The sequence below is a fragment of the Paenibacillus sp. FSL K6-1330 genome (assembly GCF_037976825.1).
Lineage (GTDB): Bacteria > Bacillota > Bacilli > Paenibacillales > Paenibacillaceae > Paenibacillus_AQ.
Genome location: NZ_CP150269.1, coordinates 226420 through 252698, shown reverse-complemented (window position 1 = coordinate 252698; position 26279 = coordinate 226420). Strand labels below are relative to the sequence as shown.

The 26279-nt window shown below is 50.6% G+C and carries 21 protein-coding genes and 1 tRNA gene; 6 read left to right on the top strand and 16 right to left on the bottom strand.

Annotation, left to right across the window (positions count from 1 at the left end):
* Window positions 1-111 precede the first annotated feature (111 nt).
* Together NYE54_RS01220 and NYE54_RS01215 are read left to right on the top strand one after the other, a co-directional pair.
* Window positions 112-423, top strand: a complete 312-nt coding sequence (locus NYE54_RS01220; RefSeq protein WP_076322657.1) for a helix-turn-helix transcriptional regulator — start codon at window positions 112-114, stop codon at window positions 421-423.
* Window positions 424-540: 117 nt separating this feature from the next.
* Window positions 541-1665, top strand: a complete 1125-nt coding sequence (locus NYE54_RS01215; protein ID WP_339269403.1) for an NADH:flavin oxidoreductase — start codon at window positions 541-543, stop codon at window positions 1663-1665.
* A gap of 506 nt (window positions 1666-2171) precedes the next feature.
* Here NYE54_RS01215 and aroC read toward each other — a convergent pair.
* On the bottom strand, window positions 2172-3230 hold the full coding sequence (gene aroC / locus NYE54_RS01210) for a chorismate synthase (RefSeq protein ID WP_076322659.1): 1059 nt from the start codon (window positions 3228-3230) through the stop codon (window positions 2172-2174).
* Window positions 3231-3339: 109 nt separating this feature from the next.
* On the opposite strand from aroC, the gene NYE54_RS01205 reads away from it, so the two are divergent.
* Complete coding sequence (locus NYE54_RS01205) at window positions 3340-4224, top strand: LysR family transcriptional regulator (RefSeq protein ID WP_339269400.1); 885 nt, start codon at window positions 3340-3342, stop codon at window positions 4222-4224.
* A gap of 227 nt (window positions 4225-4451) precedes the next feature.
* On the opposite strand, the gene NYE54_RS01200 is transcribed toward NYE54_RS01205, so the two are convergent.
* The 13 genes from NYE54_RS01200 to NYE54_RS01140 all read right to left on the bottom strand — a co-directional run bounded on the left by NYE54_RS01200 (window position 4452) and on the right by NYE54_RS01140 (window position 22874).
* Entirely contained in the window at window positions 4452-6707 is a 2256-nt protein-coding gene (locus NYE54_RS01200; protein ID WP_339269398.1) for an FAD-dependent oxidoreductase, read from the bottom strand.
* 52 nt (window positions 6708-6759) lie between these two features.
* Window positions 6760-7587: a carbohydrate ABC transporter permease gene (locus tag NYE54_RS01195; RefSeq protein WP_076322663.1), complete on the bottom strand. Its 828-nt coding sequence runs from the start codon at window positions 7585-7587 to the stop codon at window positions 6760-6762.
* A gap of 12 nt (window positions 7588-7599) precedes the next feature.
* Window positions 7600-8481: a sugar ABC transporter permease gene (locus NYE54_RS01190; RefSeq protein ID WP_009593631.1), complete on the bottom strand. Its 882-nt coding sequence runs from the start codon at window positions 8479-8481 to the stop codon at window positions 7600-7602.
* Between the two features lie 211 nt (window positions 8482-8692).
* A complete protein-coding gene (locus tag NYE54_RS01185) occupies window positions 8693-10024 on the bottom strand; it encodes an extracellular solute-binding protein (RefSeq protein ID WP_339269395.1) in 1332 nt (443 codons plus the stop codon).
* Window positions 10025-10180: 156 nt separating this feature from the next.
* On the bottom strand, window positions 10181-10987 hold the full coding sequence (locus NYE54_RS01180) for a response regulator (RefSeq protein WP_339269393.1): 807 nt from the start codon (window positions 10985-10987) through the stop codon (window positions 10181-10183).
* 73 nt (window positions 10988-11060) lie between these two features.
* Window positions 11061-12845, bottom strand: a complete 1785-nt coding sequence (locus NYE54_RS01175) for a histidine kinase (RefSeq protein WP_339269391.1) — start codon at window positions 12843-12845, stop codon at window positions 11061-11063.
* 301 nt (window positions 12846-13146) lie between these two features.
* A complete protein-coding gene (locus tag NYE54_RS01170; protein WP_339269389.1) occupies window positions 13147-14997 on the bottom strand; it encodes an S-layer homology domain-containing protein in 1851 nt (616 codons plus the stop codon).
* A gap of 641 nt (window positions 14998-15638) precedes the next feature.
* Window positions 15639-16928 carry a phosphopyruvate hydratase gene (gene eno / locus NYE54_RS01165; protein ID WP_071219501.1) on the bottom strand — a complete coding sequence of 430 codons (1290 nt, stop codon included), beginning with the start codon at window positions 16926-16928 and terminating at the stop codon, window positions 15639-15641.
* 48 nt (window positions 16929-16976) lie between these two features.
* Complete coding sequence (gene gpmI, locus NYE54_RS01160; protein ID WP_100539594.1) at window positions 16977-18521, bottom strand: 2,3-bisphosphoglycerate-independent phosphoglycerate mutase; 1545 nt, start codon at window positions 18519-18521, stop codon at window positions 16977-16979.
* Complete coding sequence (tpiA, locus tag NYE54_RS01155) at window positions 18522-19274, bottom strand: triose-phosphate isomerase (protein ID WP_213646118.1); 753 nt, start codon at window positions 19272-19274, stop codon at window positions 18522-18524.
* 76 nt (window positions 19275-19350) lie between these two features.
* Window positions 19351-20532 carry a phosphoglycerate kinase gene (locus NYE54_RS01150; protein ID WP_339269386.1) on the bottom strand — a complete coding sequence of 394 codons (1182 nt, stop codon included), beginning with the start codon at window positions 20530-20532 and terminating at the stop codon, window positions 19351-19353.
* 194 nt (window positions 20533-20726) lie between these two features.
* Entirely contained in the window at window positions 20727-21731 is a 1005-nt protein-coding gene (gene gap, locus NYE54_RS01145; RefSeq protein ID WP_098741346.1) for a type I glyceraldehyde-3-phosphate dehydrogenase, read from the bottom strand.
* Window positions 21732-21830: 99 nt separating this feature from the next.
* Window positions 21831-22874, bottom strand: coding sequence for a sugar-binding domain-containing protein (locus NYE54_RS01140; RefSeq protein ID WP_339269384.1), 1044 nt, complete (start codon window positions 22872-22874; stop codon window positions 21831-21833).
* A 370-nt stretch (window positions 22875-23244) separates the two neighbouring features.
* On the opposite strand from NYE54_RS01140, the gene NYE54_RS01135 reads away from it, so the two are divergent.
* The 3 genes from NYE54_RS01135 to NYE54_RS01125 all read left to right on the top strand — a co-directional run bounded on the left by NYE54_RS01135 (window position 23245) and on the right by NYE54_RS01125 (window position 24462).
* Window positions 23245-23319: transfer RNA gene (locus NYE54_RS01135), tRNA-Arg, on the top strand.
* 161 nt (window positions 23320-23480) lie between these two features.
* Complete coding sequence (gene clpP, locus NYE54_RS01130; RefSeq protein WP_006207581.1) at window positions 23481-24077, top strand: ATP-dependent Clp endopeptidase proteolytic subunit ClpP; 597 nt, start codon at window positions 23481-23483, stop codon at window positions 24075-24077.
* A 139-nt stretch (window positions 24078-24216) separates the two neighbouring features.
* Window positions 24217-24462: a hypothetical protein gene (locus NYE54_RS01125; RefSeq protein WP_339269382.1), complete on the top strand. Its 246-nt coding sequence runs from the start codon at window positions 24217-24219 to the stop codon at window positions 24460-24462.
* Between the two features lie 160 nt (window positions 24463-24622).
* Here the strand turns inward: NYE54_RS01125 and NYE54_RS01120 are convergent, their stop codons facing one another.
* On the bottom strand, window positions 24623-25696 hold the full coding sequence (locus NYE54_RS01120) for a DUF4163 domain-containing protein (protein ID WP_339269380.1): 1074 nt from the start codon (window positions 25694-25696) through the stop codon (window positions 24623-24625).
* 195 nt (window positions 25697-25891) lie between these two features.
* Window positions 25892-26089 (bottom strand): hypothetical protein, encoded by a 198-nt coding sequence (locus NYE54_RS01115; protein WP_339269378.1) that lies wholly within the window; start codon window positions 26087-26089, stop codon window positions 25892-25894.
* Window positions 26090-26279 lie beyond the last annotated feature (190 nt).

Sequence of the window (26279 nt, the reverse complement as noted above, 5' to 3'; positions counted from 1 at the left end):
TGCATCCTTCATACGGCAAAACAACAAACGCTTGGCCTTGTTTTGATCTTCCGATAGCCATCTTTTTAAAAACCATATTTACATTTCTATAAAAATAGATATAATAAGCATATGGATACCTTACAAACCATCAAAGCACTATCAAACGAGTCCCGGTTTAAAATCCTGGAGTGGCTGAAGCATCCGGAGGAACATTTTGCTCCGCAGGATCACATGCCTTCGAAATGTGATTTTCAGGGCGGTATCTGCGTGGGCTCCATTTCGGATAAAACAGGACTCGCTCAGTCGGTCGTTTCTGGCTACCTGGTAAAATTGCAAAAGGCCGGTCTACTGGAATCCCATCGAGCGGGCCAGTGGACATATTACAGACGGAATGAGGAAGGCATTCAGCGTTTTATCGAACAACTCAAGAAAGAGCTTTAGGCTTAAAAAGCAAAGTGAAATTGAAGATTAAGCTTAAAAGCTCTTTCTTTTTATCATATATATCTATTTTTATGAAAATACAGAAAAGCATATTAAACATATTGGAGGATTCCATACATGACCAACCAAAATCAAAATGTCCGTTCTACAGCGTCCCTATTCGAGCCATTTACCATCGGTAACCTTACTCTTTCGTCCCGCGTGGTGATGGCCCCTATGACGCGCGGGTTCTCCCCTAACGGCGTTCCAGGCCCGGATGTGGCCGCTTACTACCGCCGGCGTGCGGAGAATGGCGTCGGATTGATCATTACCGAAGGAACACTGATTAACCATCCAGCGGCTACCGATAGCCCCAATGTGCCTAACTTCCATGGTGAAGCCGCATTGAACGGCTGGGCCGAGGTGGTCCGTCAGGTCCATGAAATCGGCGGTAAGATCATGCCGCAAATTTGGCATATCGGCATGACTAGACCAATAGGCGCCGAGCCAAATCCGGAGGCACTTCCCATCGGACCATCCGGACTTGACCTGGACGGCAACGTCGTCACGAAGCCGATGACCAAGGATGAGATCGAGCAGGTCATTCAAGCTTATGCCGATGCGGCCGCGAATGCCAAGCGCATTGGCTTTGACGGAGTAGAAATCCATGGTGCCCACGGATACCTGATCGACCAATTCCTCTGGGAGAGAACGAACCAGCGTACCGATGAATACGGAGGTGACATGCTGAAGCGCGCCCGCTTTGCGGTCGAAGTGGTGAAAGCCGTACGTGAGGCGGTGGGTCCGGACTTCCCGGTTGCTATCCGCTTATCCCAATGGAAGACGACCCAATATGAAGCAAAGCTGGCGGATACGCCTGAAAAGCTGGATCAGTTGTTAACCGCGCTGTCTGACGCCGGGGTCGATATATTCCACTGCTCGACCCGCCGCTTCTGGGAGCCTGAATTCGAAGGTTCTGACCTGAACTTTGCTGGATGGGCCAAGAAACTGACAGGGAAAACGGTTATCACCGTTGGTTCTGTCGGCCTCGATGAAGTATTTACAAGCCTCTTCACCCAAGGTAAGGGTGCCGGCCAGAAGGACCTTGAAGAGCTGCTGAACCGCCTTGAGGAGCATGAATTTGACCTGGTTGCCGTAGGCCGTGCCCTGCTGGCTGATCCAGAGTGGGCTGCTAAGGTTCGAAACGGACGTTTCGACGAGTTGGCACCATTCACGCCGGATTCCTTGAAAACCCTGGTTTAATGCGATTTCAGTCCCACCCCCCGGGACTTATAGCCGCATTGGATCTTTAAATATAAGAAAACCTCTATCGAGGCCAATTCAAGGACGAGCGACCGCGATTCAAAGGTAGGTTTTCTTGCGATATAGAATTTCATCAGCTCCGCTGATAACTTATAAATTCTATATCTATAAGAAAAACGTCGATCGACGTACTTTCACAGTAGACAGACCGCATGTAGCGGAAGTTTTTCTTGCGAGATAAGGATGCTAAGCCTCGGATGTCTATACTTTCTTATCTCTTAAATCAAAAAACCGGAAGAAGACTTCAGTCTCTTCCGGTTTTTTGCTGTATAATAATTTGCTCTTACCGCTGACCTGGACAGCCTGCCGCTCATGGGACCGCCACTTCTAGCTCCATTCAACGGACCGTTTTCCGAAGAATTGACCTGGCGAAACATACAGCCAGAAATACCCGATAGCTGAAATGAGACACAGCTGATACTCTCCGATCGGCTTCATCCAGACGGCTATTCGTCTTGCAGGGCGGCTTGACGCTTGTAATGATCCTCGATTACCATGCAAGCCATCGCTTCGATCACGGGTACGACGCGGGGACAGATGCATGGATCGTGCCTGCCGATCGTCGCAATCTCCCGTTCGTTGCCGTCCACATCGACAGTCTGTTGAGGGATAGAAATGGATGAAGTCGGCTTTACGACGACTCGAAACACGATGTCCGCCCCAGTGCTGATACCACCGATGATCCCGCCGGCATGGTTCGTCCGGAACCCTCCTGCGTCCATCTGATCGTTATGTTCGCTTCCCCGCATAGAGGCCGCTTGGAAGCCCGTCCCGAATTCAATGCCCTTAATCGCGCCAACAGATAACATTGCCTTCGCTAACTCAGCGTCAAGCTTGTCGAATACGGGCTCCCCCAGTCCTGCGGCAATGCCGCTAATTCGACATTCGACGATCCCCCCGCAGCTGTCGCCTTCTTCTGCCAGTCGTTCGATCATCTCGATCATGCGAACGGCTGCTTCAGGATCGCACGCGCGAACGGCATTTTGTTCGATAGCATCGGCGTCGAATTGCTCACATCGGATGCCACCAATCTCCGTCGTATAAGCCATGATGGAGACGCCCCGACGTTCTAAAAGCTTGCGCGCCACGGCTCCGGCAGCCACTCGCGCAGCTGTCTCCCTTCCCGAAGCTCTTCCGCTGCCGCGATAGTCGCGGATCTTGTATTTCTTTTCATAAGTGAAATCCGCATGCCCGGGCCGGTAGGCCGATTTGATTGTGTCGTATGCCGACGGGCGCATGTCGGTGTTATTAAGCATGATGCACAGTGGCGTTCCCGTCGTTCGCCCCTCGAAAAGACCGGATAAAATTCGTATCTTATCGTATTCCTTGCGAGGAGTTGTAACTGAGGATTGCCCGGGTCTTCTTCGATCCATCTGAATCTGAATGTAGGCCTCGTCCAGCTCAACGCCCGGTGTGACGCCTTCCAAAATGACGCCCACTGCTTCTCCGTGTGACTCCCCGAACGTAGTCATTTTTAACCGCTCTCCAAACGTACTCCCTGCCATGTCCATACCTCCCGAATACTTTCGATTCCTTCTCCTTCAGTTTAGAGGTATATTTGAAATAAATGAAATCGCAATATCGAAGAGTTCCCATAGAGAGGATTGATAACAAATGATCGCAAACACGGAATGGTATCGAGTGTTCCTGCATGCGGCAGAGACTTCCAATCTGACGAAAGCTGCGCAAAACCTCCATATGACACAGCCTTCTGTGAGTTACGCCATCAAGCAGTTGGAAGAAGCACTCGGTGTAGGGCTGTTCGACCGGTTATCCAAGGGTGTCCGCTTAACGCAAGAAGGTCAGGCCTTGTATCAGCATGTAAGGCAAGCATTCGATGAACTTGATTCAGCCGAGCACCGCTTGAAAAGGCTACAGCAGTTCAGCGAAGGCAGGCTGAGGATTGGCGCGAATGGGGCAATCCTCAAGGACTTTCTCCTCGCCTTGCTCGACCGATTCCATGTCCGCTATCCCGACATCCGTATTCAGCTGTCACAGGAGCGGACAAGCAGCATTTTGGAACGCTTAAAGAAAGGCTCATTGGATCTCGGCTTTGTTCACCTGCCCGTATCGGATGAAGAGATCAAGATCATCGACTCGCATGACTCCCCTTATTGCGCTGTGATCGGAACGGCCTTCGCAGAATGGGCGCGAGAGCCCCTTCGGACAGAACAGTTGGCGGAGCTCCCCCTCTTAATGCTATCCCCCGGCAGCTCGACACGCTCCTTCATCGAAGGGTGGTTCCGGTCACAAGGAGTGGAAGTGGAAGCCGACTTCGAGTTGAACAGCCTGGACATGTTAGCGGAATTTGCCGAGCGCGGTTATGGAACAGCATTCTTGCCGCGAGCCTTTGTCGCGTCCCGCATCTCGGACGGTTCCTTGCTAGAGCTTCGAACAGAAATGCCGTTACCGGATCGATATATTGGTGTCGCTGTTCGGAAGCAGGTGTCGCCCTCGCTTGCTGCAGGGGCATTTTTGGAGATGCTGCAGCAGAATTGACGATCTTTCCGCCGAAAGAAGATTAGCATCATCAACCTTATGAATACATGATCTTGCCTACAGCAAGCCACCTTTATGATCCTGTTCGGTGACCTCTTACTAAGCGGTTATTTCAAGACGGACCGAAATGCCCATGAGCCACGGTCAGCCTTTTGAGGGCTCGTCGAAATTCACAAGCGAAATAAAGCTGGCACCTGATGAATACAGGAGCCAGCTTTTATTTTTTACTAACAGTAAACCCTCACTTCAATAACCTCGGCATAATCCGAGCCGTTCGTGCTTTCCACCACCAACCGAAGCGCCGTGCTCTGAACGGGCTCCTCCAAACGGTGGACTCTCTTCCGGCGGCGGTTATGCGCCTCCAAGTCAAGCGTAATCCAATTCCCTTCCGAATCCAGCGCCTCTAATCTATAGGCACAGACCAGCTCAGGGATGATATCGAAAGGCGTACGATGATGGTGCAGATTGATCAGATCTTCATTAACGTCATCGTTGAAAATGAGGTGAATCTCACGAATCGTCCGCGCCTCTTCCCATTCCAGCTTCAACCAAGGCGTCTCCCCGTCTGCGATGCGCTCCGATACCCACATATGCGGACCGCCGAACGGACGTTTATAGCCGTCAATGACATGCTCGGGATGATAAGCATCCGTGATGCCGGTCATTCTCAGGCAAAACATTCGGCGAACCCATTTTTTCATGCTCCACTCGACAACGCGCTGGTTGTCGTCATGGTCCTCGAGCTCCTTGGACACCTGCGAGGCAGCACCGCGTTCAAAAGCAAGACATCCGCTGACGGTCCGGGAGGACAGATACAGGGAGAGATCCGGATTGCGACGAACGATGACAAACGCATTCTGCGCTTCTCCCGGCTGCCAATCAACGGGCATGGCTGCCCACTGCTGCGTTCCTGCCTTCACCTGGATCTCCGTCCGGCTCTCCAGCTTGGCGGGCACGTAATTCTCCTTTTTCCCGGTGCTCCAAATTTCTACGGTCAGTTGAGTATCCCGCTTCGCATCGATCAGCCATTCCAGTTCTCCGCTCAGACGCGGATCGACCGGCATCAGCACGGCGATGTCCCGTTCCAGCGCATAAGAGGCCTCCGCCTCCTCGATCGCAATCCTGGACAGGTGGGACGATGCGCTGATCTTGGCGCTTCGTGCCAGATCCCGCGGATCGCGGTTCACCACCCCAAGCACGGAGGCATCCTGCTTCAGCAGCGTCTGCTGAAGCTCCCCGCTCCGGCTGCGCGACAGCTCGCGCGGCGTAATGCCGTGCTGGACGCACAGCGCCGCAGCCGTGCCGGCCGCTTCGCCCAGGACGGCGCAGGTCGCCATCACCCGCGTGGTGCCAAAGGCCACATGGGTGGCGCTGATGTTGCGCCCGGCGAACAACAGGTTGGTCACGTTTGCCGAATACAGGCTGCGGTACGGGATATGGTAATTCCCGTCCGCATGCATATGCTTCGAGCCGCTCTCTTCGGCGTACATGCCCTGCGGCGGATGCAGATCGATCGACCAGCCGCCGAAGGCCACCCGGTCCTCGAACGGCTCCTGGGCCATGATATCGTTCTGCGTGAGCACATAGTCGCCGACAAACCGGCGGTATTCCCGCTTGCCCGGCTGGGCGCCGACCCACTCCAGCGTCATATTGACGGCATCGAATTTGCCGGAATTTTTGATATAGTCCCATATGCCGTAAATGACCGACCACAGCTCATCGCGGATCCGCTCATTGTCATGCACGGTATCGAGCTCCCCGCCCCATTCGATCCACCAGTAATGGCAGCCCGAGTCGCCGCTGCGGATGACCCGCTTGATCGGGATCGGCGTCTGCGTAATATCCTTCGCAAAAACGGGCGGCACGAATTTCACCGGATGTCCGGCGTCCTTGGTGTAGAACAGCAGCGTGCTGCCGAGCGTCACATCGTCCGCCGTTTCCGGCGCCCATTCCTCCCCGTATTCGCTGCGGGCTTCCCGCCCGATCCGGTATTTCGCTCCCGCCAGAAAGCCGACCAGCCCGTCCCCCGTGCAATCCAGGAACACGGGACTCTCAAACCGGATGCGCCGCTCCGAGCCCATCATCCAACCGGTAACCGATCGGATCTGCCGCGCGTCAGAATCACCATCCGCTTCAACCTCATGCACGTCCGTATTCAAGAACAAGGTTATATTCGGCTCGGCCCGTACGGTCTCCAGCACGATCAAATCCCATAGATACGGATTGCCGTCCGGATTCCGGTACTGGTTCTCCACGAACATCTCGCCCATAATGCCGGTTTCCCGGGCATAGCGGTTGATCCCGTGGGCCGTCGCGCCGCAAACCCATACCCGCACCTCGCTGCTGGAGTTGCCCCCCAGCACGGGACGGTTCTGCACGAGTGCTACCTTCTGTCCGAGTCTAGCGGCTGCCACCGCCGCGCATACCCCTGCCAAACCGCCGCCAATCACCGTAATGTCGCTTACTGCCGTTTCGTTTCTCATGCTTCGACTCCTTTCATTTTTGTCCAGCTCATGTGTGGACCTGGATTCTGGGCTATCCTTTTACAGCCGAGCTCGCCACGCCCTGAATGATATATTTCTGACCGATCAGGAACACGAGAATCATCGGAATGATGCCTGCGGTCGCCGCCGCCATCATGCCGTTATAATCCACCGTATTTTCCAGAATGAAATTTTGCAGTCCCAGCGGAACGGTATACAGATCCTGATCGATCAAAAACACCAAAGCGTTCTCGTAATCGTTCCAGTGCCAGGAGAAATCGATAATGGCCAGCGTAGCCAGCGAAGGCTTCGCCATCGGCAGAATGATCCGCGAAAAAATGCGGAAATGTCCTGCTCCGTCGATAAAGGCAGCCTCCGAAATTTCATGCGGTACGGAGAGGAAGAACTGCCGCATCATGAACACCCCGAAAATCGTGAATACGCCCGGCAATATAAGGGCCCAATGCGTGTTGTAGATACCGACCCAGTCGAACATGATGAACTTCGGTACAAACAAGACCTGGGGAGGGACCATCATCATCGACAGATAGATCATGAACATAGCATTCCGTCCCTTAAACTCGATCCGGGCAAAGCCGTAAGCGGCTAAAGCGGACAGCAGTACCGCTCCGACGGTGCTGATCAAGGCGACTTTTAGCGAGTTCAGGTAGTATTGGCCAAAGCTGTTCGCTCCTGTCCACACTTTCACATGATGATCCCACATGAATTGGGCGGGAATCCACTTAATCGGGTATTGGAACACTTCCGCCGGCATCTTGAACGAAGTGCTGATCATCCAGAGGAAAGGAACGATCATAATTACGCTGAAGAACAGCATAATGAGCGTGATGATTATTTTAGTATATAAAGCTTTGGTCATATTCCTTCCTCCTTAATAGTGAACCCAGCGCTTCTGACCGATCCATTGAATGACAGTGAAGATCATGATGATCAAGAACAGCGCCCAGGAGATCGCGGATGCATAACCCATTTCGTAGTAACGGAAGGCGTTTTGGTAAATGAACAGGGACAGCACGGTGGTGCTGTTGCCCGGGCCCCCTTGCGTAATGGCTTGAATGATCCCGAATTGCTTGATGGTCATGATGAGCCCGGTAATCAGCAGAAGGAAGGTTGTAGGGCTGACGAGCGGCCACAAGATGCTGCGAACCGTTTGCCAGGCGCGGGCCCCGTCGATTTTGGCGGCCTCCAGCAGTTCAGTCGAAACCTCTTGCAGAGCGGCTAGGTAGATGATCATGTTATAGCCGAGCATAAACCAGATCCAGATGATGTCGATGGCATACATAGAGGAATCCATGGTGGACAGCCATCCCGGGGGATTGGTAATGCCGAACGACTTGAGGATTCCGTTGATCGGGCCGTTATTCGGATGGAACAGCAGCATCCACACAAAGGCCACGGCGACGCCGCTGGTGATGTAAGGCATGAAATATAAGGCGCGGAGCAGCTTTTTTAAATACACCGAGCGGTTCAAAACTACGGCGACGATAAAAGCCAGTCCAATCGATATAGGAACGGATAACAGAAAGAACAACGTATTTTTGATCGAAATGTAGAAGACCTCGTCGCCCAGCATTTTTTGAATATTGGCCAGACCCACGAACTTCGTGTCCGAGCTCATAAATTTGTAATCCGTAAACATGAGATAGAACGAATACAAGGCTGGCACAATAAAAAACAGCATCACGCCGACCATGTTCGGACCGATAAACAGATAGCCGAGATACTGTTGCCGTTTCATCCAGGATGTTTTCACATAGCCCCACTCCTCTTGGTCTTTTTCATCTCAAGCATAGCAGTCGGGACCAAGCGGGGATAAGGAACAAAACCTTCGAATTTATGCTACAGAAGTATGCAATTGCAGGGTCGTGATTTTTGGCGGCTCCGTAGATTTGTTCTATTATCTCAAGCAAAAAAGGGGACCACCGCTGAAGCGATAGTCCCCTTCTATTAGTGCTGATAACCTCTTATTTGCCCTCTTTTAATAACGTATTATGCCGGTTTACCATGGCTTCTAGAGTTTGATCCAGCGATTGTGCGTCCAGGAAATACTTCTCGTACTCCTGGGCGCGCATATCCATTACCTCTTGCGGCAAGCTCCTTACATACGTAGGCGTTTTGTCTTCGAACATGACATGCATCAGGGAATCCAGGTCATACGTGTCTTTCTTATCCCCGAGCAGGCTGTTTAACGCTTCTTCCTGATTGGCGTCCTTCGATGCAGGCAATCTTCCGCCAGCAGCCATAGGAGCCATGCCTCCGTCCGCATACCACTTCAGGAATTCCCAAGCTTCCGCTTGCTTTTTGGATTTGGCATTAATGGAGATGTAATCCCCGAGACCGCCCCTTGTCACGTAATTGTCTGCACTGTCCGTCAGTCTCGGCACTTGTGCGAATGCGATGGTGAAGTCGCGCGGGAAATCGGTAAAGTTGTTCGAGCTTCGCAGGAGCCAGGCCCCGATATTCAACATAGGCACTTCTCCGCTCAAGAACACTTGCTCCACCGGCATTTTGGAAGTCAGCTGCTCTCCGAGCGGCGGCGTGGTCTTGTCTTCCTTCATCATGACCTTCAGCGTTTCCAGCCATTTTTTGACCAGCGGGTGGTCCAGATTCGAAGTTCCGTCCGCCTTGGTATACCCCTCTTGCGATAACACCGAATCAATCGGATCGACGAAAGGCTCCATATTTTGAATAAACCCGTAGTTATTACCGACTTTGAGTTTCTTGGCATATTCGCGCAGTTCATCCCACGTCCAATCCTTCGGAACGGGCAGGCCCGCTGCATCGAGGGCTTCCTTGTTCAGCGCGACGAAGAACGCACTCTTCGTGGTCGGCATTCCATAATACTTCCCGTTGATTTTCCAGCCTTCGGCGTCAGGTCCCATTTTCTCGTCAATATTGTAATCGTTGAATTGGCTCAGATCCAAGGCTAGGTTGGACTCCACCCGTTTGGACGTTTGGGAAAGCGTGTAATTTACGAACAGGTCTACATCCTGGCCCGTAATCATGGCAGTATCGAGCTTCAGGTTTCCGTCATCGTCATTGACGTAGCGCACATATTCGACTTGAACATCCGGATGCTCAGCATTCCATGCATCAATGACTTCTTGCGGTCCCGCTTCCGGCGGTACGCCGCCCCACATGGTTAGTTTGATCGGTTCGCCCGATGAAGGCGCTTTCGAATTGTCCGTTCCTTGTCCCTCACTTGCGGATGACGGTTCCTTACCACCGCAACCGGCGAGAAGACCCAATAGCATGATACCGATGAGAAGCATCGCCCATCCCTTTTTATTTTTCATATTAGAGACCTCCCAGAAAATCATAATGGTTTTGATGATGCCCTCTCATCGTAGCAGGGAACGGGAGCCGCTTTTAAGCTACATATCCATTCAGATGATGGAACAAAATGATGGAATTCCTGTTTCGGCGAATCCTATGTCTTGCATAGAATCGTTCTATTTGAGGTCTTTGCTATGTTGTCTGTATTTACTCGGCGTGAATCCGGTCAATCGCTTAAAGATTTTAATAAAATAATTGTCGTTCACGAACCCCACCCGAAGGCTGATCTCGTGAACAGGGAGGTCGGTTTGAAGCAAATACGCGATGGCTTTATCCACCCGGACCTGGTGCAAATAATGAATCAAGGTGCGTCCGGTCTTTTTCTTGAAGAGCGCGCTGACGTAATTTTCGCCCATCATCACGTAGCCAGACATCGATTTCACCGTAATGTCCTGCTCGTAGTGCTCATGGATATACTGCAGTATCTTCTGTACTTCCGGGTGCGACGTAATTTCCCTTGGGGAGGGATGATGTGCCGGCTGTGACGGCATCGTCTCCGTGGGCACGACCGGAATCGGAACAGGTTGGCTCGGGTTCGGGTTATTCTTCGCCAGCTCGACGTTCATTTTGTGCAGCGTTTCCCGCAGCGTATTCACGCTCATTGACAGCTTCAAGATATAGTTGGATGCACCATATTCCATCGCCTGCCGGACATACTCGAAATCACTCATGCAGGTCAGCATCACGAACCGCGAGGCGTACCCCTCTTCCCGGGTTCTGCGGAGGAGCTCCACGCCGTCCATCTCCGGCATCACGATATCAGTCAGCACGAGATCGGGCGGGTTGCTCCGGATCATCTCCAGCGCCTCGGCACCGTTGCCTGCCTCTCCCGCCACCTTGAATCCAAGCTCCTCCCACGCGATGATCTCCCGTACGGACTCTCGCACGAACACCTCATCCTCCACCAGCAGCACCTTCCACATAGGTCTCCCCTCCTCGTAGCTTTTAAAATCCCGTTCCAGCCCGCACAGGCCGAAGCGCCGAATAATCTGCCCGTTATGATGAAATCAAGTGTTCATTCTGATAGGGTGTTGAGATTAACAATGGGATAGAGAACCGAATCCTCGTTCCCAGCTCCGAAGAAATAATCTCCATGCTGCCCTCTTCTTTAAACAGCAGCCGAAGCAGCTCCTGTACATTGCTAAGACCGATGCCCGGCCGTTTACGCATCCCGTTCGCCTGCCGGGACTGCTCCATGCCGACGCCGTTGTCCTTGATCTCAACCGCCAGCCGGTTCGGCCCCTCCCGGATAACCGTAATTTCAATGAGGCCCTCCTGCTCCGGCAGCGGCCCGATTCCGTGCAGGATGGCATTCTCCACGAGCGGCTGCAGACAAAGCTTTGGCACAAGCGCATAGAGAATGTCCTCATCATACGCAAAGGTCACCTCAAAACGGTGATTGTAACGCACCTGCTGAATATGCACATAGGCCTGCACCAGCTCGATTTCATCCTTCAGGTGCACCAGATCTTTCTCCGTATTCAGACTCGCCTCCAGCAGTTTGCCGAGAGACAGGGTGATATTGGTGATATCGTCATTTCCATGACGGATGGCAATCCACTTGACCGTATTTAGCGTGTTGAGCAGAAAATGCGGGTTCATCTGGGCCAGCAGCATATGAAAATGCACCGCTTCCTTCTGCCTTTCCTCGGCCTTCAATCGCTGAATCAGCACATCCATGTCGTCGAGCATGGAATTAAACGTCTGCGTCAATTCCAGAATCTCACCTCGAAACTTACGCTCGGGCAGTCGGATTTTCAGATTTTTGCGGACAACCGCCTTCATCTTATTCTGCAAATGAGATAACGGCCGGGTAATCGTGGCTGCAATGATGAAGGTCATGATAAGAAACGCGCCGGTCAGCAGGAAAAAGGTCATAAAATATTGGCGCTTCAGTTCCTCAATCTCGTTAAAAAGCACCGTCAGCGGAATCCGGTTCACGATATACCAGTCCAGCGACTCCACGTAAATATAATTCACCAGGGTGTTCGAAGCTTTGTCGATAAAATACTTCTGCCTAGGCTCGGCTGCAATCCTGGCTTTCACCTCGCTTGTCAGACTGCTGTTCAGGATCGATTGGGATACGTTCTCGCCGGCGCTCGTAATCAAAAAATATTCCTGTCGCAGCGTCGACTGCTTCATTACAGATTGAAACCAAAAGGAGTAATCGATGCTGATCCGGGCCATGCCGTACGGCTTGTTGCGGGGAGTTTCCATGTAAGCGTACAGCGACAGCAGGTAAGGGCTCGTGGAGATATCCCTCAGTACGTAATTCGCATCGCTCGAAACCCAGTGATACGACACGCCCTCCATCTGTTCCCTATCAAATCCAGGGTTGTCCCGCAGCTTTCTGTAATCGAGGGCCTCCCTGGGAGAATATGAAGTGTAAGCGTTACCATGAAAATCGAGAATCGTGAAGTAGACCGACGGATTATACAGGAAAAAGCTGTTGTTCAAATTTTTGAACTTTTCCTCCATCAGGTTTTTGTTCTCGAGTCCTTGTCGCTGCCCGGGATGGGTCAGCACGGAGGCCACCGTCGAATCCTGCTCTAGAAAGATCAGCGTTTTAAAGGCCACGCTCAACTGATCCTCAAGCGTTCGATACATCTGCTCCAGCTGGCTGTGGCTCTGCTGGCTGATTTTCTCCTGGACCAAGGTCTCGATCCGCTGGTAGTTGTACAAATTCAAAATGCCGAAAGGCAGCAGTATGACCAGAACGAACGCGGCAAACAGACGGTATTTCAGCTTGTGTGGAAACAGGAATCGTATTCGGTTCAGCACCCTCCCGCACTCTCCTTTTCGCTCGCTTGTTCTTCAATTATATCAGCACCGGTTCGCTTGAGAATGGGAATGCCTGAAATTGCATGGATATGTGCGGTCGATGCCAAGGGCAAGCGCAGTGGATGTGTAGATTTGTTCTATTTTTATCAGACAAAAAGACCAAACTCTCCGGAAAGAGCTTGGCCTTCATCTACTGCATCAACACATTTCGTGCTCAAGCGCGTTAACGATCACGCCCGCTAACGTCGAGGTCAGCCACTCTCGATCATGCGGGCCACGTTTGATATCGGATTTAAAAAACTTACTTTTCCATCAGCATTTCAAAGCAATTTAACAGCAGCACATACGTCTGCTCGAAGGTGAGCTCGCCTTTCGGGTTGAACTGATTCTTGGCCATGCCGTTCATTAAAGAGAGGTTTATCGCTTGGTATACTTGTTCCTTCGCCCATGGCGAGATGTTGCTATCGTCCGCGAACAGCGAAGCCGCAGCTGATCCGGTTGACGCCGGTCTGCCTTTCAATTCATTTGTCTTGGCATACACCTGAAGGATCAGCGCGGCAGCCTGTTCTCTGGTGATGGTCGCTCGCGGCGAGAAGGATTGCGGCGATGTGCCGTTGATGATGCCGTTTTGGCTTGCCCACGTCACGGTCCAATCATCGACGTCCTTAAATGGGGTCTTAACGCCAGAGACATCCATATAAAGATCCTGTCCCAGCATGGTTTCGATCATATGTACCGCCATCTCCGTAAACTCCACTCTGGTGATCGGCTGCTGGTAGGATCGGTCAAACGACCAGCCGATAATGCCATTCGCTTTTGCCTTCATGTAATCCGCTTGAGCCCAGTTGCTCACTTTGCCATTAGCCGGACCATCATTCACGTTAACGTAGACCAGGCTTCTCGCCCCCAGATAATCATTGGCAGAGATCCATGTCGATCCCTTGCCTACGGCTTTGACCTTGCCGTTTGCATCTATCTCAACGATCCGGTTATCTCCGCTCTTGAACGTATTGCCACTGGTCTGAAGTCCGCCAGTGAGGCCCATTTGAAGGGTTTGCCCCTTTTGGAGCTGAATATCGTAGCGGGCCAATAAACCAGGCATCATTTTGAAAAACGTCGTGGTGAGCTCAACCTGTGCCGTGCTTCCGGAAGCGGTATATAGCCCCGTGATCTGAACGGTGAAGGCATCGTCCGGCGCAAAATCGCCTATGCTGTCAGGCCTAAAAATGACGGCAAACGGCACGCCGTAATAGCTGGTCTGCACATTGAAATATTTGCCCGATTTATCGTTGTCGCTCTTGTCAAAGCTCCACTCTTTCCCGTCCCTCACACGGGTCAATTTCACTTGAATCTGATCCGTTCTGGTCCGGTCATACTTTTGCGGGTTCAACGACACCGACCATGGATCGTTTGTCTTAAAAACCTCTTCCGGAAAATATCCTGCAGACGGCCAGGAGATGTAATCATATTGAACTTCGGAAGCTGCGCGGCCCTTGTCCATCGCGTACATCGACGCATAGGCAACGTTGTTGGATGTATGTACCATTCCGAACATGGTCTGTTTCATCTCCGGATTGATAATCCACCGGCGGTGTCCGACGCGGTCGATATTCGTAGCCCCGCTATCCGCCATATAACCAAGGACATTGTCATAAAAGGTCGGGCTGCCGCCGTAAAGGTTGCTTGTCCTCGCGCCTTCCTTCGCTGAAGCGTACAGCGAATCGTCCATGCCCGCCGGCATGGTTGGATAATGGTTCAGCTTTTGATGCAGGGCGTTCACAAGCGCTGTCGCCTGCTGCTGCCCTGCAAGCGAAGGGTTGGCTGTCACGTCATCCGGCAGGCCGGATAGGTATCTTACAAAGTTGACGGCCCGAATGCCGTCCTCGATATATTCCGGTTTTATCGTCCCTGCCTTATAGGGTACGGCGACGCTTGGCGATTCCATGTAAATTCGTTCAGGCCCCATATAGGATGTGCCAGTATCCATCGGTTTGAACTGCTGCCATTTATTCAGGATATCCTGCTTCGTCCGTTCTCCCGTCAGCTGCTGAACGTCAGCTGCATGGGCATCGGGGGCCCATAAGACTGCTGCGACGAGCATAGCCGCAGGAAAAATCGGCCATTTTCTCGATCGTTGGAGTGATCGTGTCATAGATTCAAGCCACCTTACTTGTAGTATTTTTCCTATAACTTCCGTCTTCATCATTATAACGGCAAATATAGGAAACTTGAACTATAAAAAAGATAGGCGTTTAGATCTACTAGAGTATCATGGTAGCTCCACACCTCTTCCCCGCTCAGGTGCGAATATCGGTGGAGGAGCAACGCGTTCGCCTTTAAAATCGGGAAGCTTCCTTAAACCTATTTCATTCCTGCTTCCCGAGTTTAACAGCGACCGGAGCCGATATTCGCACGACCCCACGTCACGATAACAGAGAGCCGCCCTTCCCTTTCTCCCCCTCCCACACTCAAAAGCCCAGCTCATGTAACCTAACATGAGCTGGGCTTTCTTTGCACTCCTACGAGATGCCCCCAAGAGGCTGCACACCTCTCCCCTGCTCAGGTGCGTATATCGGGTGGAGGAGCAACGCGTTCGCCTTTAAAATCGGGAAGCTTCCTTAAACCTATTTCATTCCTGCTTCCCGATTTTAACAGCGACCGGAACCGATATACGCACCGTCCCACAGCACCATATCAGAGTGTGCAGCCACTCCCTCCCCCAGACATCCCTCAAGTTAATGCAAAAAAGCCCAGCTCCCCCAAAAGCAGGAGCTGGGCTTTCTATTATTTCAATTATTTGCGCTTCAAGTTGTAGAACGACTTCAAGCCGTTGTATTGAGCAAGTTCACCCAATTGATCTTCGATGCGAAGCAATTGGTTGTATTTTGCCACACGGTCTGTACGGGAAGGAGCACCCGTTTTGATCTGACCTGCGTTCGTAGCTACTGCGATATCAGCGATCGTGCTGTCCTCGGACTCACCGGAACGGTGGGAGATTACAGCCGTGTATCCTGCGCGTTTTGCCATTTCGATCGCATCGAATGTTTCAGTCAATGTACCGATTTGGTTAACTTTGATCAGGATGGAGTTACCGATGCCTTCGTTGATACCTTTTTCCAGACGCTCGGTGTTGGTAACGAACAGGTCGTCACCCACGAGTTGAATTTTGTTACCCAATTTCTCGGTGAGCAATTTCCAACCTTCCCAATCGTCCTCGGAGCATCCGTCTTCGATGGTTACGATCGGGTATTTGTCTACCCAAGAAGCGAGCAAGTCCACGAATTCTGCCGGCGTGAAGGATTTGCCTTCGCCTTCCAGAACATACTTGCCATCTTTGAAGAACTCGGTGGAAGCAACGTCCATACCCAGCAATACATCTTCGCCTGGCTTGTAGCCGGCTTTTTCGATCGCTTCGATGATGGAAGACAGTGCATCTTCGTTGGATGTGAAGTTAGGAGCGAAGCCGCCTTCGTCACCAACCGCCGTGTTCAGGCCTTTGCCCTTCAGAACGGATTTCAAGTTGTGGAAGATTTCAGCACCCATGCGAAGCGCTTCTTTGAAGCTAGGAGCGCCAACAGGCAATACCATGAACTCTTGAACGTCAACGTTGTTGTCCGCGTGAGCGCCACCGTTCACGATGTTCATCATAGGTACTGGAAGTTGTTTGGCGTTGAATCCGCCAAGGTAAACGTACAATGGAAGATCCAATGCATCAGCAGCAGCGCGAGCTACAGCCATGGATACGGCCAGAATTGCGTTCGCGCCCAGTTTGCCTTTGTTTGGCGTACCGTCCAAAGCGATCATCAGCTTGTCGATGCCGAGCTGGTCCAGAGCGTCCATGCCGATCACTTCAGGAGCGATAATTTCGTTCACGTTCTCAACGGCTTTCAGAACGCCTTTGCCCAGGTAACGGGATTTGTCGTCGTCGCGAAGCTCAACGGCTTCGTGAACGCCAGTGGAAGCACCGGATGGAACGATCGCGCGACCGATTGCACCGGATTCCAGGTATACTTCAACCTCTACGGTTGGATTGCCGCGGGAGTCAAGGACTTCGCGTGCATATACATCAGAAATAATAGTCATGTGTATAGTCTCCTTTTAATGTTATGTTTATGTTCCATTATGAACTACTTATTTACGTGCTGCAATCATGGAGGTTCCCGTCATTTCGTCCGGCTTCGGCAGCCCCATCAGATCGAGAATCGTTGGCGCGATGTCGGCGAGAATACCGCCTTCACGCAGCGTTACATTCTCATCCGTTACGATGAACGGAACCGGGTTCGTGGTATGGGCGGTGAATGGACGTCCATTCTCATCAAATACCATGTCCGCATTTCCGTGGTCAGCGGTGATCAGAACAACCCCGCCTTTTGCTAAAACAGCCTCAACGACCTTACCGACACACTCATCCGTCGTCTCAACGGCTTTAATCGTCGGCTCCAGCATACCGGAATGGCCTACCATGTCCGGGTTCGCGAAGTTCAAAATAATCGCATCATGCTTATCCGCTTCGATTTCTCTCACACAAGCATCCGCCACTTCATAAGCGCTCATCTCCGGTTTCAGATCGTACGTCGCCACTTTCGGCGAGTTGATCAGTACGCGTGTTTCGCCTGGAAGCTCAACATCGCGTCCACCGCTGAAGAAGAACGTGACGTGTGGATACTTTTCGGTTTCCGCAATACGAAGCTGCTTCTTGTTGTGCTGAACCAGCACTTCGCCTAGCGTGTTGTCGAGATTCTTCGGTTTGTAGGCGACGAAGCCTTCCACCGTCTCGCTGAACAGCGTCAAGCAGACAAAATGCAAGTTTTGCGGGAACTTCGGTCCACGTTCAAAGCCACGGAAATCATTATTCGTAAACACCTGGGACAGCTGAATCGCACGGTCAGGACGGTAGTTCAGGAAGATGACGGAATCTCCGCTCTCCACCAGACTAACCGGCTCGCCTTCACCATTCACCATTACGGTCGGTTCAACGAATTCATCGTAAACCGATTTCTCGTAAGATTCAGTGATGGCTTTCAGCGGATCCGTATATTTAGGTCCTTCGCCATACACCATGGCACGGTAAGCTTTCTCGACACGATCCCAACGCTTGTCGCGGTCCATCGCATAATAACGACCGGAAAGCGTAGCGATTTGGCCAACGCCCACTTCTTCAATCTTCGCAATCAGATCCTTAACGAACTGCTTGCCGCTGTCCGGTGCCACGTCGCGTCCATCCATGAAGCCATGGATGTATACGTCATGGAAATCTTCCTTTTTGCAAAGATCCAGCATGGCGAACATATGCTCAATATGACTGTGAACGCCGCCGTCGGATACCAGTCCGTACAGATGCAGCTTCTTGTTGTTGTTCTTGGCAGCGCGAACGGCTTCCACCAACGTTTCGTTCTCGAAGAACTCTCCTTCACGAATCGACTTCGTGATACGGGTCAAGTCCTGATACACAATCCGGCCTGCGCCGATGTTCAAGTGACCCACTTCGGAGTTCCCCATTTGACCTTCCGGCAAGCCTACGGCTTCACCGCAAGCGGTCAACGTGGTGTTCGGGTACTGCTTCAAATACCGGTCGTAGTTAGGCTTGTTCGCTTGTGCGACCGCATTGCCCACCTCGGTGTTCCGAAGACCGAAACCGTCCATGATGATCAGAGCTACAGGTTTTGGAGCAGACATTTACTTCGCCCCCTCAACGAGTGCGATGTAGGAAGCCGGTTGTAGACTTGCACCACCAACGAGCGCGCCGTCGATGTCACTTTGTCCCATATACTCCGCTACATTTTCAGGCTTCACGCTACCGCCGTATTGAATGCGAACTTGGTCTGCAACGGTTTCACCATACAGCCCTTTAACGAGTTCACGGATGTATGCGATAACTTCGTTCGCGTCCTCTGCCGTAGAGGATTTGCCCGTTCCGATCGCCCAGATTGGCTCATAAGCAATAACAACATGAATCGCTTGATCAGCCGGAACACCTGCGAACGCAGCTTCTGTTTGTACCTTGCACACGTCTTTGGTTTGGCCAGCTTCGCGTTCTTCCAGCTTTTCGCCAACGCATACGATTGGAAGAAGACCATGACGGAATGCCGCATGTACCTTTTTGTTCACGATCTCATCCGTTTCAGCAAAGTACTGACGACGCTCGGAATGTCCAATAATGACATAGTCCACGCCCAAATCTTTCAGCATCAAACCGCTGATTTCACCAGTAAAGGCGCCATTATCTTCAAAATGAAGGTTTTGTGCACCGATTTTGATGTTCGTGCCCTTGGCCGCTTCAACCAATGCAGGAAGATTGGTAAATGGCGCGCAGATCACGCTTTCCACGCCTTCTACTTCCGCTTTGCCTTTCACATCTTCAATAAATGAAGTTGCTTCCGGAACAGTTTTGAACATTTTCCAATTACCAGCTATGATAGGTGTTCTCACACGATTCACTCCTTTATTCCCCCGAAGAATCGGGGTCCAAACTTCTTCATCCACTTGCTATCCAATGTGCCTAATTCTATTTATCGTTCAATGCCACAACACCAGGAAGTGCTTTGCCTTCCATGAACTCAAGAGATGCACCGCCGCCTGTCGAGATGTGATTCATCTTGTCGGCAAGGCCGAATTTCTCCGCAGCTGCAGCCGAGTCGCCGCCGCCGATAATCGTGTAAGCTTCCGTATCCGCACAGGCTTGTGCCACTTCACGAGTACCGTTGCTGAACGGAGCGATTTCGAATACGCCCATAGGACCGTTCCACACGACAAGTTTGGAGTTCTTGATCACTTCTGCATACTTGGCGCGAGTCTTAGGACCGATGTCAACGCCTTCCCAATCGGCAGGAATGCCGTCGATATCAACGATCTTAGTATTCGCATCTGCACTGAACTCGTCCGTAACGACGATATCTTCCGGCAGGTAGAAGTTTTTGCCCAGCTCTTTAGCTTTCTCGATGAAACCAAGTGCAACATCAAGCTTATCTTTATCAAGCAGAGATTGACCGATTTCATGGCCTTGAGCTTTGAAGAACGTGTAAGCAAGTCCACCGCCGATGATGACATTGTCAGCAAGCGTAAGCAGGTTGTCGATCACGTCGATTTTGTCCTTAACCTTCGATCCACCGATGATGGCGGTAAAAGGACGGTCCGGATTCGAAAGGGCTTTGCCGAGAACGGACAGCTCTTTCTCCATCAACAATCCTGATACTGCCGGGAGATGATGAGCGATACCTTCTGTCGAAGCGTGCGCACGGTGAGCAGCACCAAACGCGTCATTCACGAACAGATCAGCAAGCTCAGCGAATTGCTTCGCAAGTTCCGGATCATTCTTCTCTTCACCAGGGTAAAAACGAACATTTTCAAGCACGAGCACATCGCCGTTTTGCAGCTTCTCTATCTGCGCTTTAACCGCTTCTCCTACCGCTTCATCCGCCTTGGCTACCGGTTTACCGAGCAGCTCGGACAGACGCTGACTTGCCGGAGTCAGGCGCAAAGATTCAACGACCTCTCCTTTTGGACGGCCCATGTGGCTGGCCAGGATGACTTTCGCTCCTTGCTCTACCAAATATTTAATGGTCGGCAAAGTCTCGCGAATACGAGTGTCGTCTGTAATTTTACCATCTTCGAGCGGTACATTGAAATCGACGCGGACAAACACCCGTTTGCCACTTACTTCTACATCACGTACACTTTTCTTGTTCATCTCCACGTTCCTCCTAAGAAAACTATTCTCCTCACCGACAGCATGCAGTTGCTCTCGTTTCTCTCTCTATCGCTAACCAGCGCCCGGATCTTGTCTATTCTTCCCAGTGCTCTGGCATGAAAACAAGGAAAAACCATGAACCAAAGAGGAGACCCGTGAAACGGAACTCCTCTTCGATTGTATGGCTAGATCAATTACAGACCTTTGCTTGCGATGTAAGCAGCGAGGTCAACGACACGGTTGGAGTAGCCCCACTCGTTGTCATACCAAGAAACAACTTTCACCATGTTGTCGCCAACTACCATAGTGGAGAGCGAATCGATAGTGGAAGAAGCTGGGTCGCCATTGTAGTCGCTGGATACAAGCGGCTCTTCGGAGTAGTTCAAGATGCCTTTGAGCGGGCCTTCAGCAGCTGCTTTCAGAGCTCCGTTTACATCTTCAAGTGTTACGTTTTTGGACAGCTCAACTACGAGGTCCGTTACAGAAACGTTCTTCGTAGGTACACGCATAGCCATACCGTTCAATTTACCTTTCAATTGTGGCAGAACGAGGCTAACCGCTTTAGCAGCACCTGTTGTGGATGGAATGATGTTTTCAGCAGCTGCACGAGCACGACGCAGATCTTTGTGCGGAAGATCAAGCACTTGCTGGTCATTCGTGTAGGAGTGAACCGTAGTCATCATACCTTTAACGATACCGAACTTCTCGTCAAGAACTTTAGCAAAAGGAGCCAAGCAGTTGGTTGTACAAGAAGCGTTGGAGATTACAGTATGGTTAGCTGCATCGTATTTGTCTTCGTTAACGCCCATAACGATGGTGATATCTTCGTCAGTTGCTGGAGCGGAGATGATAACTTTCTTAGCGCCGCCTTTCAAGTGAGCGGAAGCTTTGTCTTTCGCTGTGAAAATACCAGTGGATTCTACAACGATTTCAACGCCATACTCAGCCCAAGGCAATGCTTCTGGGTTACGCTCAGCGAATACTTTCACTTCACGGCCGTTTACAACGAGTGCGCCTTCTTTAGCTTCAACTGTTGCATTAAGTCTTCCGTGAGTTGTGTCATATTTCAAAAGGTGTGCCAGCGTTTTTACGTCCGTCAAATCGTTGATTGCCACGATTTCAACTTCGCTGTTGTTCAGCGCAGCGCGGAACACGTTACGTCCAATACGTCCAAAACCGTTAATACCTACTTTAACCATGAGTAGTTCCCTCCATATTTGTAAAATTTATATATTCAAGATTGGCCGTTAAGCCAATCAAGACAACAATAATGAAAAATCAGTTGTACGCCCGTGGATTCAAATACCGGCGTCAATCTCCTTCTCGACTTCCAGTGCAGCTGCTTCATCGGTAACGAGAATATCCTCATGTCCGAATTTTAGCACCGCGTGAATCGCCTTGCCCTTGCCTTGCCCTCCAGCAATGCCGATGATCGTCTCTGTCTGCATAATATCCTCAAGCCGAAGCCCAAGGGTAAGCATTTTGTGGACAACTTCACCATCTTCACTAAAGTAGTAGCCAAAGGATTCCGCAATCGCGCCATCTGCCTGCAAGTTCTGAATAGAGTTTTCATCCAGCTTCCGCCTTCTTGCCATTTCCATGGCATCTCCGATGCCGTGAATAATGACTCGGCAGCGCCTGATCACATCCACAATTTCCTGGATATGCTGATCTTGCACCAAAGACTGGTAGGCATCTTCGCCTAGCAGATCTGGTACATGAAGTAATCGGTACTCAGCCCCCACACGCTTTGCCATCTTGGAGGCAATGGTGTTCGCTTGAATCTCGACACTCTCCCCGAGACCGCCCCGGGCAGGCACAAACCAAGTGCTTGTCAGCGGTTCGCCACCAGGTAAAGAGGACATCTGCTCTGCTACTTCGGCGAGCGTGGAGCCGCCTGTTACGGCGATCGTATCTCCATCCTTTACAAAGCTTAGCAGCGTTCTTGCTCCGGCACGGCCAAGCTCGCGTTTGACTTCCGGAGATAACTCACTGTCACCGGGAATAATGACCACTTTACGAAGCCCGTAAGCCTGACGAATCTTCTCTTCCAGTTCAACCAGTCCGAATAACTCATTCATAACCGGTTCGAGTTCCTCCAGCAAGCATATCCCTGAGCTGCTGATCCGCATGCCAAGCGTTTCAATCTCGATTAGCCCCTGCGCTTTCAGAAGATCAGTCTCTGCTCTGAGGACACGCTCGGTCATCGAGAGTGATGAAGCCAATGTTCTTCGGCCAACAATTCCGGACAGCTTGATCTGATGAAGGATGGAATATCTTCGTTTAAGAATTTCCATCAGATCCGGCAGAAGCTGCTCTTGTATTTCTAATAGGTTACGCATGCATTCCACTCCTGCAAACTTCGTCTCGGCTCTCCTCTACCTGGTCGTAAAATGTCCCAGTTGAACTTTTTAAGTCCCACCCTTATTCTAACCAATAATCCTGCCGGTTGCAAGTGTCCGAAAGTATATTTCTCTACCCCAAGCATTCTTATTCATTATGACCAACTACAGGCTTGTCTATATAATAGGAACAAAGTTTTGTCTGCTATTGTATTTTTGAAATAGATGCGGTATAATCAACTTCGTTGCTAATTTTTTAGATATCAGAAAGTATAAACTTCGCGGAGTCAGCTTCCTGATATCGCAAGAAAAACTACCGCTAAACGCGGTCTGTCTTCTTTGAATGTACGTCGATAGACATTTTTCTTATGCGCCCGTGGTCCAATGGATATGACGTAGGCCTCCGGAGCCTGAGATCGAGGTTCGATTCCTCGCGGGCGCGCCATTTTATCTTTATTCTCTATACTGATTACCCTAAAGTGCCCATGACGGCTCTTTTTTTTACCCAATAGTTTGACTATCTTTGACTTTTTGATTTAAATTGTTTATCATGTGGGTAATACGGTAACAGTATTTATATGAGGTACTTAAGAGGAGGTTTTCCACGTGAGTTTTATACCTATGGTCGTTGAACAAAGCAACCGCGGTGAGCGGGCGTACGACATCTATTCCAGATTGCTGAAAGACCGCATTATCTTCCTCGGCTCCGACGTAAATGACGTGGTCGCCAATTCCATCATTGCCCAAATGCTGTTCTTGTCGGCTGAGGATCCTGAGAAGGATATTCATCTTTACATCAACAGTCCTGGCGGTTCCATTACCGCAGGTATGGCGATATTCGATACGATGCAGTTCATTAAGCCGGACGTTTCGACGATCTGTGTCGGCATGGCTGCTTCTATGGGTGCATTCCTGCTCAACGCAGGCGCTAAAGGCAAACGTTACGGTCTGCCTAACAGCGAGATTATGATTCACCAGCCGCTCGGCGGCGCACAGGGTCAAGCTACGGATATTGAGATCCGTGCTCGCCGCATTCTCAAAATGCGTGACAAGCTGAACCGCATCCTGTCTGATCGCACTGGCCAACCGCTGGAGCGCATCGAGAAGGATACCGATCGCGACTACTTCATGACGGCCGACGAAGCCAAAGAATATGGCCTGATCGATCAAGTATTAGAGAATACACCGCCGCAAGGCTTATAAAAGAAATGAAGTAAAGGGCAGGCGCCGTTATCTGGTGCCTGCCCTTTCTTATTCTCTGAAGGGGATTTATTGAAAACTTCAATTCGGGAGAGTGAGAGTATCCCCTTCGGTCGCTGTTGAAATCAGGAAACTGGAATGAATGGATAGGTTGTTTCCCGATTTCAAAGGCGAACGCGTTGCTCCTCCGGGGATACTCTCACTGGAGGGGACAACTTTTTCAATAAAACCTAAAGACGGTAAGGCGCCCCTCCTAAAAGGCCTGCCTTACCTTGAAAGGAGGGGAATAAAGGAAAGCCACGCACCGTGCAGAAGCAGTGTGCAAAATGTACAAAACATGCAAATTGTCATCGAGGCAAGCCTCTCGATAAACGCGAAAATCCCCTGATCATAGGAAGCGGGAGTATGCGCTCCACTCCTTCGTGATCAAGGGATTTTCCGCCAATGGTTCCAGCACAGCGTTACATCAGGACAACATAATGTTTCTAGACAAGCTATAGTATGAAAATAAATGATTGCAGTTTACACAAACCGCTTACCGTATATTCTTACTTCCACTCTTTCAGGTTCAGCTCAAATTCCGGGAATCCATAGGCATACGCGGTGTACTCATAAAGCTGGAAGTACAGCATCGCAGCATTATCCTTCACATAAAAATCAGCATCCGCAGGCACGCCCTCAAATCCGCCGAGGTAGCCCCCTTCTTTTTTCATCGTGTTCAGCACAAGGTTGTTCAGCTTCTGTTTATTCTTGCCCTGCATGTTGATGAAATCGCCCAGCTTCATTTGCTTGCCATCCTTCAAGGAGAAGGTGAAGCTTTTACGGAAGGTCATCCCATGGGCGCCGCCGGTATAAGAATAATCATACGTCGTAATGCTCAGGATATCGTTCTGGTTGTAATGAACCACAAAGTCACCACTGAATTCGTAGGAGAGATTGGATTCCGAAGGAGGGAATTCTTCAGCATTCCCTTCAGCACCTGTGATTACGCCGGAAGCATTTTCTTTCAAAACTTTGTTGATTTCAGCTTGGACCTCTGCATTATCGAGTCCACTGATTACAGGATAATTCACAACGGCATCCACGCCTTGAATCTTCTTCTTCAGCGCAACCGATTTAATGGTAATATCATTCTGTTTCTTTGGTGTCATGCTGAGTGTTTTCAAGGAAGGATTCCATTGTCCTTGAACACCCATATATTCGCTGATCGTTTTGAATGGCACATACAGACGACCATTGATGATCTGTCCGCCAGGCTCGCCGGCATACGAACCATTCACCAGAATACCGATTTCAGTTGAAGCATATACAATGGCACTCAGTTTGTTATAACCGTTACCCAGTGTATACGTACGGTTTTTTGCATCATATTTAAGAGGCATCCCCAGGCCGTCCCGCAAAGCGTTTGCCGGTACATAAGTTACCCCGTGCAGCACGAGACCTTTCTGTGACAGGGTCTTGCCATTCCATTTCAGTACAACTTCATTCTTTGACGATTTTTGGCTGTCGGAAACGGGCGCCTTAGCGGCGCTTGCATCGATGACCTGTCCGCTCAAACCCAGACCACCAAGCAGGACGCTAGTTGCAATTAATGATGCACATACACGTAATTTAGGATTCATATCAGAACTCCACCTTTGTTAAATTAAGTTTCCGTTTGTTGTTAATCTATTACCCTTAATCATTATAAGGAAAGCTTTCAATGTATTGGTAACAACGCCAATGACAATTTTGATTCCATGCCGTAGGACCTATACGTTCATCTAATCTTTCTGCATGAATGCTTTTAAGCTTAGAAATACACCGAATAAGAGAGCTCATGCACCCATAAACAACAAGATTTCGCTGCACCGGATTGCATAACTTAATAGAAATAATCCGATACCGACAAGCGCACTGTGAATACTCAATAACACCAGATGCAGAGCGCTTTTCCTGAAGAAGTTCAGAAACAACACCGCTGCAACGCCCGCTACGATTCCTGCAAGAACCAGCAAGCCCATCACATCGCTCAAGCCGATTTCTCCTTTTCCTGATTTAAACGCATAGAAACCTGGTTTAAATCATTTGCGTCCTCCCTTATATATAACAACGAAACGGGCCCCGAAGTTGTGGTTCGATTCGCATAAATCGGACATTTTTTCCTATTCCAGGCCTTAGGGCCTATTCTTTGCTAACAAAAAAAAGAGCCTGCCCCAATGGGAC